This window comes from Bacteroidales bacterium (assembly GCA_023229505.1).
Lineage (GTDB): Bacteria > Bacteroidota > Bacteroidia > Bacteroidales > JAGOPY01 > JAGOPY01.
Window position 1 is genome coordinate 19,663 of sequence record JALNZD010000047.1, and the last position, 13,749, is coordinate 33,411.

The 13,749-nt window shown below is 44.2% G+C and carries 12 protein-coding genes; all 12 read left to right on the forward strand.

The window, feature by feature from the left end; genetic code table 11:
* Positions 1 to 118 precede the first annotated feature (118 nt).
* The 12 genes from M0Q51_14225 (at position 119) to M0Q51_14280 (ending at position 13,508) form a co-directional block, all read left to right on the forward strand.
* Positions 119 to 1,258 carry an ATP-binding protein gene (locus M0Q51_14225; GenBank protein ID MCK9401134.1) on the forward strand — a complete coding sequence of 380 codons (1,140 nt, stop codon included), beginning with the start codon at positions 119 to 121 and terminating at the stop codon, positions 1,256 to 1,258.
* 134 nt (positions 1,259 to 1,392) lie between these two features.
* The gene (locus M0Q51_14230) at positions 1,393 to 2,478 is read left to right on the forward strand and encodes a hypothetical protein (GenBank protein ID MCK9401135.1); all 1,086 of its coding nucleotides are present in this window, start codon (positions 1,393 to 1,395) and stop codon (positions 2,476 to 2,478) included.
* 184 nt (positions 2,479 to 2,662) lie between these two features.
* Positions 2,663 to 4,117, forward strand: coding sequence for a hypothetical protein (locus M0Q51_14235; GenBank protein ID MCK9401136.1), 1,455 nt, complete (start codon positions 2,663 to 2,665; stop codon positions 4,115 to 4,117).
* Positions 4,118 to 4,215: 98 nt separating this feature from the next.
* Positions 4,216 to 4,653, forward strand: coding sequence for a response regulator (locus M0Q51_14240; GenBank protein MCK9401137.1), 438 nt, complete (start codon positions 4,216 to 4,218; stop codon positions 4,651 to 4,653).
* Between the two features lie 197 nt (positions 4,654 to 4,850).
* Complete coding sequence (typA, locus tag M0Q51_14245) at positions 4,851 to 6,680, forward strand: translational GTPase TypA (protein ID MCK9401138.1); 1,830 nt, start codon at positions 4,851 to 4,853, stop codon at positions 6,678 to 6,680.
* Between the two features lie 77 nt (positions 6,681 to 6,757).
* Positions 6,758 to 7,975, forward strand: coding sequence for an AmmeMemoRadiSam system radical SAM enzyme (gene amrS / locus M0Q51_14250; protein ID MCK9401139.1), 1,218 nt, complete (start codon positions 6,758 to 6,760; stop codon positions 7,973 to 7,975).
* Between the two features lie 46 nt (positions 7,976 to 8,021).
* Positions 8,022 to 8,897, forward strand: a complete 876-nt coding sequence (locus M0Q51_14255; protein MCK9401140.1) for a diacylglycerol kinase family lipid kinase — start codon at positions 8,022 to 8,024, stop codon at positions 8,895 to 8,897.
* A 91-nt stretch (positions 8,898 to 8,988) separates the two neighbouring features.
* Complete coding sequence (locus tag M0Q51_14260; protein MCK9401141.1) at positions 8,989 to 9,693, forward strand: hypothetical protein; 705 nt, start codon at positions 8,989 to 8,991, stop codon at positions 9,691 to 9,693.
* 27 nt (positions 9,694 to 9,720) lie between these two features.
* Positions 9,721 to 10,245: a hypothetical protein gene (locus M0Q51_14265; GenBank protein MCK9401142.1), complete on the forward strand. Its 525-nt coding sequence runs from the start codon at positions 9,721 to 9,723 to the stop codon at positions 10,243 to 10,245.
* Between the two features lie 52 nt (positions 10,246 to 10,297).
* Positions 10,298 to 11,062, forward strand: a complete 765-nt coding sequence (locus tag M0Q51_14270) for an outer membrane lipoprotein-sorting protein (GenBank protein MCK9401143.1) — start codon at positions 10,298 to 10,300, stop codon at positions 11,060 to 11,062.
* Positions 11,062 to 12,285: an FtsX-like permease family protein gene (locus M0Q51_14275; GenBank protein ID MCK9401144.1), complete on the forward strand. Its 1,224-nt coding sequence runs from the start codon at positions 11,062 to 11,064 to the stop codon at positions 12,283 to 12,285. The genes M0Q51_14270 and M0Q51_14275 overlap by 1 nt, the downstream gene beginning before the upstream one ends.
* Complete coding sequence (locus M0Q51_14280; protein MCK9401145.1) at positions 12,282 to 13,508, forward strand: ABC transporter permease; 1,227 nt, start codon at positions 12,282 to 12,284, stop codon at positions 13,506 to 13,508. Before M0Q51_14275 ends, M0Q51_14280 begins: the two co-directional genes overlap by 4 nt.
* Positions 13,509 to 13,749 lie beyond the last annotated feature (241 nt).

Below are 13,749 nucleotides of genomic sequence, written 5' to 3' on the forward strand. Positions count from 1 at the left end.
CTGACCGTCGACCAAAAAGATTATAATGCTCAGAAAAATTCAGTTGGAATTAGTAAAAATTGCTTTATATTTGTCCTTGAAATTTAAAAGTTTGTATTTTGATTTTCAAGTATAATTTATGATAAAACGTGCCCATCTACAGGAAAAAATTGAACAATCGCTATCGGTTTCGCCTGTCACCGCCCTGCTGGGCCCACGTCAATGCGGCAAAACCACTATAAGCCGGCTGATTGCCGAAAATCACGATACGGTTATTTTTGATCTTGAAAATCCCGTGGATTTTCAACAGCTGTCTGCTGTACCTATGATCACCCTTCAATCGCTAAAAGGTCTTGTCATAATCGATGAGATTCAGCAAATTCCTGCGCTGCCTGGCATTATCAGGGTTTTAGCCGACCGTGGGGATAATCCGGCAAAATTCCTGATCCTTGGAAGCGCTTCACCATTCATGATGAAGAATGCTTCGGAATCACTTGCCGGAAGGGTGGCCTTCATTGACATGTCAGGTTTCAACCTTGAGGAAATCGGCCGGGATAACTTGTCAAAGCTTTGGTTCAGAGGCGGATTCCCACGTTCATACTTAAGCGAGGATGAGCAGACCAGCTTTCAATGGAGACAGAACTTTATACGCACTTTCCTGGAACGCGATATACCTCAGCTTGGAATTTCCATCCCTTCCGTTGCACTGAGAAGATTCTGGACCATGCTGGCTCATTATCACGGAAACATCTGGAACGGTTCTGAATTTGCCCGCTCGATCGGAACTTCAGAACCGACAGCAAGGAGGTATCTGGATATTCTTTCCGGTGCATTTGTCGTTAATCAGCTGCAGCCATGGCACGAAAACCTAAAAAAAAGGCAGGTAAAATCACCGAAAGTATATATCAGGGATGCGGGGTTGCTGCATGCATTGCTATTCCTTGAAGGAGATGCCATTTTGCAGCATCCGAAACTCGGATCTTCCTGGGAAGGTTTTATCATTGAACAACTGATCAGTAAGCTGGGTACACCATGTTATTTCTGGGCCACCCATGCAGGGGGAGAAATCGATCTGCTGACCATTCAAAACGGTCGTAAAATCGGCTTTGAGATAAAATACACCGATGCTCCGAAGATTACAAAGTCAATGCTTTTTGCAATTGATGATCTTTCCCTGGAACAGATATATATTATTTACCCGGGTGAGAAAGATTATGCGCTGCATGAAAAAATACAGGTTATAGCAGCGCAAAATTTATGGTCATTAAATGGTCATTAAATGGTCATTATGTGGAAATTATGTTGTCAATATATTGTCATTATGTGGTTGTAAGGGTCACCGGCCGGTGACCCCTACAGGTGAATCTGCCGCTTACTCCTAACTGTCAACTGTCAACTTAAAAGAATGGATCTATGAAAAACCATTATATCATCTTCACCATCAGCCTGTTCGCCCTGCTACTCACCTCCTGTCGGCACGATCCCTCTCCTGCCCCGCTGAAATTCAATGCCTGGGAGAACAACCCGGTAATAAGCAAAGGTGAGCCGGGTTCATGGGAGGATTTATTTGTGTTTTTGCCTCACGCTTTCAGGCAGGATAATGTGTTTTATCTTTTCTACAGTGGAATGAAGATCAACGGAAAATATAACATTGGATTGGCAACTTCCACTGACGGGTATCATTTTAGCAAGTTCGGAGGAAATCCCGTTTTTGCATCTGATAACCAAGGCTTTGATGCTTATGGAGTGGGTGCCGCAATAGTTTTGAAGGAAGATTCGGTTTGGGTAATGTACTATAATGCAGCCGAAATAGCCGGATATGGTCCTGGGCCATATATTGGCAGGGCAACGGCTAAAGTTCTCACCGGACCATGGACATCGGGCGAAGCACCGGTACTGACTGCTGGCAGCAGGGGAGAATGGGATGCTGGTTTTGTTGTCCCAAACTCAATATTGGAAATAGAAGATGGCAGTTACATGATGTATTATACCGGGGGCGCTGATTTTATTTCCTGGAAAGACTTTTCCATTGGCATCGCCTTTTCGTCGGACGGTATAAAATGGAAAAAATATAATGACCCGGCAACCACGGAACATCCCTTTAAAGAAAGCGATCCGGTGCTAAAAACCGGCGATGCCGGCGAATGGGATTGTGATTACCTATGGACTGCCCATGTTTCAAAGTCATCAGACTTTTATGAAATTTATTACATGGGTAGCCATATCATAAAGGCAGAGCCACCTGATAATGAATTAGCTGCAATTGGATACGCCACAAGCAAGGATGGAATTCACTGGGAGAAATATCGTGGCAATCCTTTATACAGGGCTGAGGATGATTCTTATACATTAAATGCCGGTGTTAATATATTTATTGAAGGGCCATCGCTGGTCTCACTCGATTCCATTTGTTTTATGTATTATGATTATAGCAGTGGCGTGGGGAAGATTGGTGTGGCGACGGCAAGCGTTCCCTCAACCAGGCCCGGCGTTCCCTAAACACTTCCCGGCGTTCACTCATTTGAATCATTTGGGCTTTTTTCAGGATGTAATTTTACTTGGCACTGGTCATTAGTCATTGGTCATCAGTCATTAGTGGTCATTAAGTGGTAATTAGGTTGTTTTGAATTTGAATTTTTGAATTTGTTTGGAATTTGGATTTTGGAATTTTAAATATACGGTCATGAAAAACCTCATCATTTTATCATTCGCCCTGCTGGCATGGAGCTACGCCAGTGCCCAGGGCTGCTTTCCGGAAGGTATTGAATTTTCTGAACAAGCTGGCATTGATAATTTCCAAACCAATTATCCGGGCTGTACGGAAATTGAAGGATCTGTAATAATCAATGGGGGTGATATTACCAATCTAAACGGATTAAGTGTACTGACATCCATCGGCGTTGATTTAATTATTGGTATTGATGGTTTCCCCTTTGGCTACGGGAATCCTTACCTGACCAGTCTAACTGGTTTGGACAATCTTACCTCAATTGGTGGTTATCTTCATATAGGCCGAAACATTGCCCTGACTACTTTAACGGGGTTGGAAGGTCTGACTTCCATCGGGGGAGAACTTTTGATTGAAGAGAATGATGTCCTGTCTGGTATAAGCGGGTTGGAGAATTTGACATCCACCGGGGGTTATCTTATTATTAATGGCAACGATATACTGATCAGTATGAGCGGTTTAGAAAATTTATCATCAATTGGGGGTATTTCGATTTACCAAAACAGTTCCCTGAACAGTTTATCAGGGTTGGTGAATTTGACAACTATCGGGGGAAATCTTGGTATTGGAGAAAATGATGTCTTGACCAGTTTAACAGGATTGGATAATCTGACTTCCGTCGGGGATTTCCTTGAGATTCTGGAAAACAATATCCTGACCAGTTTATCCGGGCTGGAGAATCTGACTGCCATCGGGAGCGGTGTTATTATTCAAGATAACATTGTCCTGACTAGTTTAGCAGGGCTGAATAATGTGACAATGATCGGGGGCCCTCTTTCTATTTTTAATACTGCCCTAACCAGTTTGATGGGATTGGACAATATGACATCCATTGGAGGCGGTATATATATTGGAAGTGAATCTTACGGGGGTAATCCAGCCCTAACCAGTTTAACAGGACTCAGTAATCTTACTTCCATCGGAGGTGATCTTAATATAGGTTGGAACAATTCCCTGACCAGTTTAACGGGCCTTGATAATATAGATGCTGGTTCAATTACTAATCTAACGATAATAAATAACACATCACTATCCACGTGCGATGTAAAAAGTATCTGCAATTACCTGGCAGCAGCAGGTGGTGAGATTTACATCAGTAACAACGCCCCCGCGTGCAACAGCATAGAGGAAGTGGAGGAAGCGTGCACAGTTGGATTTGAAGATCTAACAGTTCAAAGTTCAAAGTTATCCGAATCCATTTTCCAACTTCACCACTTTGGAATACGAGCTGGAACATTCTGCCAACGTCAATTTATCGATTTTCAACCATCTCGGGCAGCAAGTGGCGGTGCTGGAGGATGGAGAGCAGGCCGCGGGCAGGTACCAGGTGCAATGGAATGCCAAGCGAATGCCGGCAGGCATTTACTTCTACCGACTGTCAACTGTCAACTGTCAACTGACGACTGGTAAGATGGTGAAGTATTAGCTGGACAGTTTCCAGTTGGACAGTTGGACAGTTGGACAACCTAATGACCACCTTCTAATGACCACTTAATGACTAATGACGAATGACAAATGACCTCCATACTTATCGTGCGTTGATTATCGACGACGAAGCCCACATGCGTGATACCCTGGGTAAATTCCTGAAAAGGTACTGCCCGGAAGTCATGCTTGTGGGCGAAGCGTCAGGAGTAAAAAGAGGGATAAAGGCTATCCTGGAAATCCATCCGGACCTTATTCTCCTGGACATAAATATGGATGACGGAACTGGCTTCGATTTGCTGCATGCTTTTAAAGACATAGATTTCAGGGTGATTTTCATATCTGCTTTTGATAAAAACTCAATCCTGGCATTTAATCTGAGTGGACTGGTGTATTTAGCCAAGCCCATCAGCCCGACAGAACTTTCTGAAGCGATAAAACGCGTGATGCTGACGGATATGAAAGATTTTGCAATACAACTGGAAGCCTTGGAGGGGAATTTAAGGAAAGTTGACAATTGACAGTAGGCAGTTCGCAGTGAGCAGTTAGCGGCAAATTCACGTGTAGGGTTCACCGGCCGGTGAACCCTACAACCACATAAAGACAACCCAATGACAACATATTGACTACTTTACGACTACTTTATGACGACCGATGTAATCCGCGCCTTGTTTTTGAGTACCTTTGCACCCTCAAAATTTCAGGAGAAATCCAATCCATGCAAAACACCAAGAATATCGCGATCATCGCGCATGTCGACCACGGAAAGACTACGCTGGTGGACAGAATTTTATACCAGGTCCATCTTTTCCGCGATAATGAAGAAATGGGCGACCTGATCCTTGACACCAACGATCTGGAAAGGGAAAGAGGGATCACGATTTTATCAAAGAATGTTTCTGTAAGATATAAAGGTGTCAAGATCAATATTATCGATACACCAGGCCATTCCGATTTCGGCGGGGAAGTCGAACGGGTTTTAAATATGGCCGATGGCTGCCTGCTGCTCGTGGATGCTTTCGAAGGGCCTATGCCGCAGACACGGTTTGTACTGCAAAAAGCGCTGGAACTGAAGCTCAAACCTATCGTCGTCATCAATAAAGTAGACAAGCCTAACTGCCAGCCCGACCTGGTCCATGAAGCGGTTTTCGACCTGATGTTCAACCTGGAGGCTGATGAAGACCAGCTGAATTTCCCCACGGTTTACGGATCTTCCAAGCAAGGCTGGATGTCTGCCGACTGGAAGCAACCCACAACAGATGTCACCTACCTGCTCGATATGATCATCAATACTATTCAAACTCCTGAAGTCGAAGAAGGAACGCTCCAGATGCAGATCACATCAATCGATTACTCGTCTTACGTTGGCCGGATCGCGGTAGGCCGCATCCACCGGGGAAGCCTGAGGGCCGGTATGCCGGTTTCGCTGGTTAAACGCGACGGAACGATCCAGAAATCCCAGCTTAAAGAAGTTTACCTTTTTGAAGGCCTTGGTAAAGAAAAAACCAAGCTCGATGTACCCGCCGGGGAAATTTGCGCCGTGATGGGCATCGAAGATTTCGACATCGGCGATACCATTGCCGATGCGGAAAACCCTGAAGGTCTTATCCCTATAAAAGTGGATGAACCCACGATGAGCATGTTGTTTACCATCAACAATTCGCCATTCTACGGGAAAGACGGTAAATTCGTCACTTCACGCCACTTGCGTGACAGGTTGTTTCGTGAGATCGAAAAAAATCTTGCCCTGCGCGTCGAAGAAACAGGTTCGCCCGATTCATACATGGTTTATGGCCGCGGAATCCTTCACCTGTCTATCCTTGTGGAAACCATGCGAAGGGAAGGGTTTGAATTCCAGCTCGGCCAGCCCCAGGTGATCCTGAAAACCTTCGGCGGAATCAAGTGCGAACCTATTGAATACCTCACTGTCCATGTCCCTGAAGCCTTTTCCGGTAAGGTTATCGATATTGTCACCGGGAGAAAAGGGGAAATATTAAACATCCAGACCAAAGGCGACCGGATCGTACTTGAATTCAACATCCCGGCCCGCTCTATCATCGGTTTGCGAAATACTATCCTGACAAGCACCGAAGGCGAAGCTATCATCGCTCATCGTTACAAAGGCTATGAACCCTGGAAGGGCGATGTTGCTGTAAAACGTAACGGTGCCCTGATAGCCATGGAAACCGGTGTCGCTATCCCCTACTCTATTGATAAGCTGCAGGACCGGGGATCTTTCTTCATCGAACCTTCAGATCCTATCTACATCGGCCAGGTGATCGGGGAACATATCCGTCCCGATGACCTGGTGATCAACCTGTGTAAGACTAAAAAACTCACCAATAACCGGGCTTCGGGCTCCGATGACAAAATGATGATCACACCCTCAATTAAATTTTCGCTCGAAGAAGCAATGGAATATATCCGAAACGATGAATATGTGGAGGTTACGCCGAAATCGATCCGCATAAGAAAGATCATCCTGGATGAACTTGAACGCAAACGGCGCAAAATACAGGTAGCCCAATCTACACAAACCGAAAATTAACCCCGGAATTTTCCTTTTTTTTTATTACTTTTGGATTGACAGATGTTATCATTTAAGATGATGCAATCCTGTTACTTATGCAATCAGAAAAGCTAATCACAAAGCGGGATTTCCTTAAGAACTCCTTCCTGGGAGGATGCGGACTTTGCCTGGGTGCCATGGCTTTGAGGTCATTCGGGAATGAAATGGTTACTGGGTTTGCTGGCAGTTCCTTCGGGAATGAAAACCTTTCTCCATTAATACCCAATAGTGCTTTCCCTCAGGACATGCCCTGGAAATGGAGCACCCCAGCGCTTTATTTTATTGATACGCCAAAGGGAATCAAATGCAAACTTTGCCCGCGGAAGTGCGAGATTGAAGTGGGCAAGGCCGGCAGTTGCCGTACCAATGTCAATTACGACGGCAAATTGTATTCGATAAGTTACGGCAATCCCTGCGCAGTCAATATCGATCCAATCGAAAAGAAGCCCTTTTTTCATTATCTGCCCGGAACCCTTACTTATTCAATCGCCACAGCAGGCTGCAATCTCGCCTGCCTGAACTGCCAGAACTGGGAAATTTCACAGGTCAGCCCTAAAGAAACCCGTAACTACGACCTGATGCCCGATGCGGTTGTGGCCGAAGCAAAAAAAGCCAATTGCAAAGCTATTGCCTATACCTATTCCGACCCGGTCGCATACTATGAGTACACGCTCGACACATCTATGCTTGCCAGGCAACAGGGAATCAAAAACCTTATGGTTTCGGCCGGTTACATCAACCCTGACCCGATGCGCCGGTTGAGCAAATACCTGGATGCGGCCAGGATCGACCTTAAGAGTTTTAGTGATGAAATCTACGAGATGCTGAATGCAGGGACCCTTCAACCGGTTTTGGATACCCTCAAGATCCTGAAAGAAGAAGGTGTTTGGCTGGAGATCATCAACCTTGTCATACCGACATGGACCGATGATTTCGATATGATCAAAGAAATGTGTGACTGGCTGACCGAAAATGATCTCAATATGGTTCCTCTGCATTTTAGCAGGTTTCAACCTCTGTACAAACTGACCAATCTTCCCGCAACCCCGGTTGCTTCCCTCGAAAAAGCACGGCAGATTGCATTTAACGCCGGGATCAAATACGCTTACATCGGCAATGTCCCCGGCCATGAAGGGGAAAACACCTACTGCCCGCATTGCAAAAAAATGATAATCGAAAGAAAAGGGTTCTCCATTTTGCAGAACAATATCGTCAACTCAAAATGCCGCTTTTGCCAGGAACAGATAGATGGAGTTTGGAATGATTTAAGTTAAATTTGCAAAAACATAATTTGGACAGATTGATGATTATAGCTGGAGAATGAAAAAGCTCAGGATATGTTTCATTTATAATCCCTTTTCGGGAGTCCGAAAGCTTAAAGGTTTGGAAGACCTGATCAGGCAAAATCTGGACCTGAACCGCTTCGATTATACTATTCAAGGAACCTCCAGCCCGAAAGATGCCATGAGACTGGCATCCGCCGCTGTGCAGGATAATTTTGACATCGTGGTGGCAGTAGGCGGTGACGGCACAATTAATGAAATTGTCCAGGGAATGGGCAATACTCCGCTGATACTGGGAATCATCCCTAACGGCTCCGGTAATGGGCTGGCAAGGCACCTTGAAATTCCCCTGGAGCCCGAAAAAGCGATAAAGCTTATAAATAACCTGAATACCAGGACCATCGATATCGCTTCGATAAACGGTTATCCTTTCGCCAGCATTGCGGGTTTAGGCTTCGATGCGAGAGTTGCCAACAAATACCGGAAACTTAAAAAGAGGGGATTTTATGGCTACACCAGGGTGGTGATGATGGAATTTTTCCGCTATCGTGAGAGGGAATATACATTGAGCTTTAACGACCAAAAGATTACAAGACGTGCATTATTACTTTCAATCGCCAATTCCAACCAGTTCGGTTATAACACGGTCATCGCTCCTACCGCAAAGCCAGATGATGGATTGCTCGATATCGTAATTGTCAAAAAATTCCCGGTGGGCGAAATTCCCAGGATGATCGGACTATTGTTCACTGGTAAAATTGATCAGTCTCCCTATATCGAATCATTTAAAACAACAGAGATCTTTATAGTCCGGAAAAGGGGAAAGCGGGTCAATATAGATGGAGAAGCCATTAAAATGGGAAAGGAAATTTTCGTCCGTATCCAGCCTGCAGCAATAAAAGTGATCGTTTAACAGGCAATTCTTAATTGTTACTTGGTTCACAACAAAAAAAGCTATATTATTGCCCTGCGAAAGTTTTATAAATATTTAAAGTTTATCAGAAATGAGTCAGAAAATTCTTCTGGAAACCATTGGAACAATAGAAAAGAAAGAAATGCTTGGCCCGGTGGGCTATAATCAACTCGTTCTTGAAGCTTTTCACCCTTTTCCGGGCTACCATGGCACAACTGTGCCTGATAATGATATGCCGAAATCTCTGTTTGCCATTACCCGTTCGAAATATACTGAAGAAAAAATAATCCGGGTCACCCAAAAAATCAAAAGTGACCATAATATTAAGTTTGATGGCACACCGGGCATGGTTACCCTCTATAATATGCTTAATCCTTGTATCCGGTTTAAAGAACTTACAAGCTATAAAGAAGTGCCTCGTATATTAAAAGCTTATGAGGATGAAGGGATCGAATTTATGGGCAACCGTAAAATTGAGCCTTATACAGGGATAATAAAGGTGAAAAAGTATTTCCTCATGGAAGCTATTTCAGATTACACTTTCAAAGATGCAGAAGTAGCAAGCGTTTACTATCTCAGCATTCCGGTGCAGCTACGATTTAACCAATTTGAAAAAATTACGGTTGACCTTAAGCGTAATATGGAAAATCCGAAATTTGATGCTGCACTTGGGACAATATTTCGGAAATCGGGATTGGTCGATCTGATCAGGATTTATGATGACAAATGTACCCCTGAAAGGCTGAACCTGATACGCACAAAATACATCCAGGCCATCAATAATCTTATTAAATAGCGGGTTAACTAATGATGATTAAACGCTTTGAAGAGATCCAATCGGATATATTATAAAGAAGAACAGAAATTCAGGCAGTTATGGATATGGCTGTTAATTCTGATGCTGAGCGGGATCTGGATCTGGCAGCTTGTGCAGCAGATATTCATGGGTATACCCTTTGGTAATAACCCCTCTTCAAACCTGGCAGTTATCTTAACCGGTCTGTTCCCGGTACTGACCATCATCCTTTTCCGAGTACTTACGCTTGAGACCATTATTAATGACGACGGGGTCCATTACCGGTTCAGGCCATTCCAGCGTAAGCCCAAAGTCATCAAAGCGGAAAATATCCTGCGTTATGAAGTGAAAAAATACAACCCATTAAAAGACTATGGAGGCTGGGGCATCAGGTTGGGATCCTTCGGAAAAGGCAAAGCGTACAATGTCAGTGGAAACATGGGTGTGCTGTTCGAATTTAAAAATGGTAAAAAGTTTATGCTTGGTACACAAAATCCCGTATCTGTTAAATCAGCCCTGGATAAGCTGATGAAAGCCGAAATGATTGCCTGATAGTTCTGAGTTCTGAGTTCTGAGTTCTGAGTTTTGCGTAAAAAGACGAATAATGAGAGATAAACCGATCTGTTTACTATTTATTCTTGCAGCTATTATTTCCCTGGACTTTTCCTCTTTTGCCCAGGATCTGAGTGCCAGGGAGATTGTGAAAAGGGCCAATGATAAAGCAAATGGCAATACCAGCCAGGGGACCATGAAAATGACCATCGTCAGGCCCGATTGGTCGCGTGAAGTCACCATGAAGTCATGGTCGAAAGGCACCGAATACTACCTTATCTATATTACCGAACCGGTAAGGGATAAAGGACAGGTCTTTATGAAAAGAGGCCAGGATATGTGGAACTGGATGCCCAGCATCAACCGCATGATCAAACTTCCCCCTTCCATGATGGGGCAGTCGTGGATGGGTTCGGATTTTACCAACGACGACCTGGTCAGGATGAATTCCATTATCGATGATTTCACCCACCAGATAACCGGTTCGGAAAAAATAGAAGGCTATGACTGTTATATCATCGAATTGATTCCCAAGCCGGAAGCAGCTGTCGTTTGGGGCAAGATCAAGATCTGGATTTCAAAAGAAGATTATTATGAGCTAAAAGGTGAATACTATGATGAAGACGGGGTTATGGTCAATAAGATGGCTTCTTCAAATATTCGCCAGATGGGTGACCGTATGCTTCCGGCAAAGATGGTGATGGTTCCTGTTGATAAGCCCGGCAACCAGACCATCCTTGAAATGAAAGACGTGGTTTTCAACAAAACTATCGATGATGATTTCTTTTCACAGCAAAACATGAAGAATGTGAGGTGATGAGAGATTATTTTAAAATAGCCTGGCGGAACCTCTGGCGGAATAAAAGAAGGACTTTACTGACCATCACTTCGGTTCTGTTTGCCCTTTTCCTGGCCCTGATCATGCGGTCGATGCAGCTTGGGTCTTACGCAAGCATGGTAGAAAGTGCTGTTAAGAGTTCCACCGGGTATATACAGGTCCACGAAAAAGGATACTGGGCAGATAAAAGCATCGATAACACTTTTGAAACCAGCCAGTCGCTGGAGGAAAAAATTCTGGCTCATCCTAATGTGACCCAAATTATTCCACGGCTGGAATCTTTCGCCCTTCTTTCATCAGGTAAACAAACCAAAGGTGCGGCCGTGATTGGTACCCGGCCCGATTCGGAAAATGAAATATCCGGTTTAAAAAGCCGGCTGGTTAGCGGGGAATATCTTGCTGCTGATGATCATTCTATATTAATCGCGGAAGGGCTGGCACAGTATCTGAAAGTCAATGTTGGTGATACGGTTGTGCTCCTTGGCCAGGGATACCATGGAGTGACTGCCGCCGGGGCATTTCCTGTAAAAGGCATCATAAGTTTCATACAGCCTGATATGAATAACATGATGACGTACATTCCCCTTTCCCTTGCGCAGGAATTGTATGCCACACCATCCAGGCTGACTTCCCTTTCGATTATGCTTGCTGATCCGGACAAGATGATCAAGACACGTGATGACCTCGCCCGGATCAACGCGGATAATCTCGAAGTTATGGTATGGAAAGACATGCTGTTTGAATTGGTCCAGGGGATCGAAGGAGACAATATCAGCGGGCAGTTTATGCTTGGGATCCTGTACCTGGTAGTCGGCTTTGGCATTCTGGGTACTATCCTGATGATGACGATGGAGCGCAGGAGGGAATTCGGAATTATGGTGGCCGTGGGGACGCGTCGCTACAAGCTGGCGATCATCGTTTTCCTTGAAACGCTGATTATTAGCCTCATCGGTATTCTGGCCGGTGTTATAACCAGCTTCCCGCTTATCCTCTACTTTTATCATAACCCGATCCCGCTCACCGGTGAGGCAGCCGATGCTATGCTTGAATACAATATGGAACCGGTCATGCCATTCCTTTTGGAACCCGGCTATTTTATAAGCCAATCGTTGGTGGTTATAATGATTACTTTACTTACCCTGATATATCCGCTTACTGTGATCGGAAGGTTTAAAGTGGTTAATGCGATAAAAGGAAGATGATGATTATCTCAGTTGCCTGGCGAAATATTTGGAGGAATAAGCTAAGAAGCCTTGTGGTCATACTTGCTGTGACGTTGGGTTTATTCGGAATATTGTTCATGATAGCTATTTCAAATGGAATGGTCGAGCAGAAAATTGATGCCTCGATCCATAATGAGATTTCCCACATTCAGATCCACCTTCCGGAATTCATGCAGGACCAATCCCTGGTTTTCTCGATGGATTCCGTAAAGCAGATGGAGGATGAAATTTCGTCCATTCCTGGCGTCAAAGCAGTTTCGAGTCGGATCAAAGCTTTGGCGATGGCAAGTACTGCCGCCACCGGTGCCGGGGTTATAATAAATGCAATCGATCCTGAAAAGGAAAAAGCTGTATCCAAAATATACCAATTCATTACCGAAGGAGATTATTTTGAAACCACCGGCAGAAGCGCCCCCATTCTAGTCAGCAAAAAGCTTTCGACTAAACTCAAAGCGAAAATCGGTTCGAAAATTGTTATCACGATTCAGCATGCTTCAGGCGAATTGGCCTACGGCCTTTTCAGGGTTTCAGGCATCTATAAAACCTCTAATGCAATTTATGATGAACCGAATATCTTTGTTAAAAAAGATGACCTTATCTCCCTTACCGGGTACGAGCAGGGGAAAGCATCAGAAATTGCCATATTACTCGATAATGTTGACCAGACTGACCCGGTTACTGATAACCTGAGAGCAAAGTTCCCCTCTTTAAGTGTATTGCCCTGGAAGGAACTCGAGCCAATCCTGTTAGCTTTAAGCTCCATGATGGATCAGATGTCTTATTTCCTGCTGATCATTATCCTGGTCGCAATGGCTTTTGGCATTATCAATACAATGATGATGGCAGTCCTGGAGCGCACCCGGGAAATTGGAATGCTTATGGCTGTCGGAATGAATAAAAGAAAAGTATTCCTCATGATCATGCTGGAAACGGTATTTCTTGCTATGGTCGGAACTTTTTTCGGGATCGTGATCAGTGCTGTAACCATACACTTTACAGGGATGAATGGCTTGAATTTCGCAGCCTGGGCGGAAGGTTATGAGGCCTTCGGATATAGTGCACTGGTTTACCCTTCGCTGTACCTGGATTTTTATATCGGAATGACGGTTCTTGTAATCATAACAGCAATAATTTCATCGATCTATCCCGCGAGGAAGGCACTTCGGTTTAATCCGGCAGCAGCCATCAGGGAAGACGCTTAAATAGTTCAAAGTGCAAAGTGCAAAGTTCAAAGTGCAAAGTGCAAAGTGAGTCTCAAAACTCAAAACTTTGAATAATGAACTGAAACTTTGAACTTAAGAATTGAAACTTTGAACTTGAACTTTGAGTCCCCTCCGAAAAGTCGGGGAGACGAATTTACAATATTTTAAACATGTTTGTCTTTAATAGTTATAAACAATTGATTGTCAATAACTTAATTTAGTTTGTATGATTTTTCTTTTT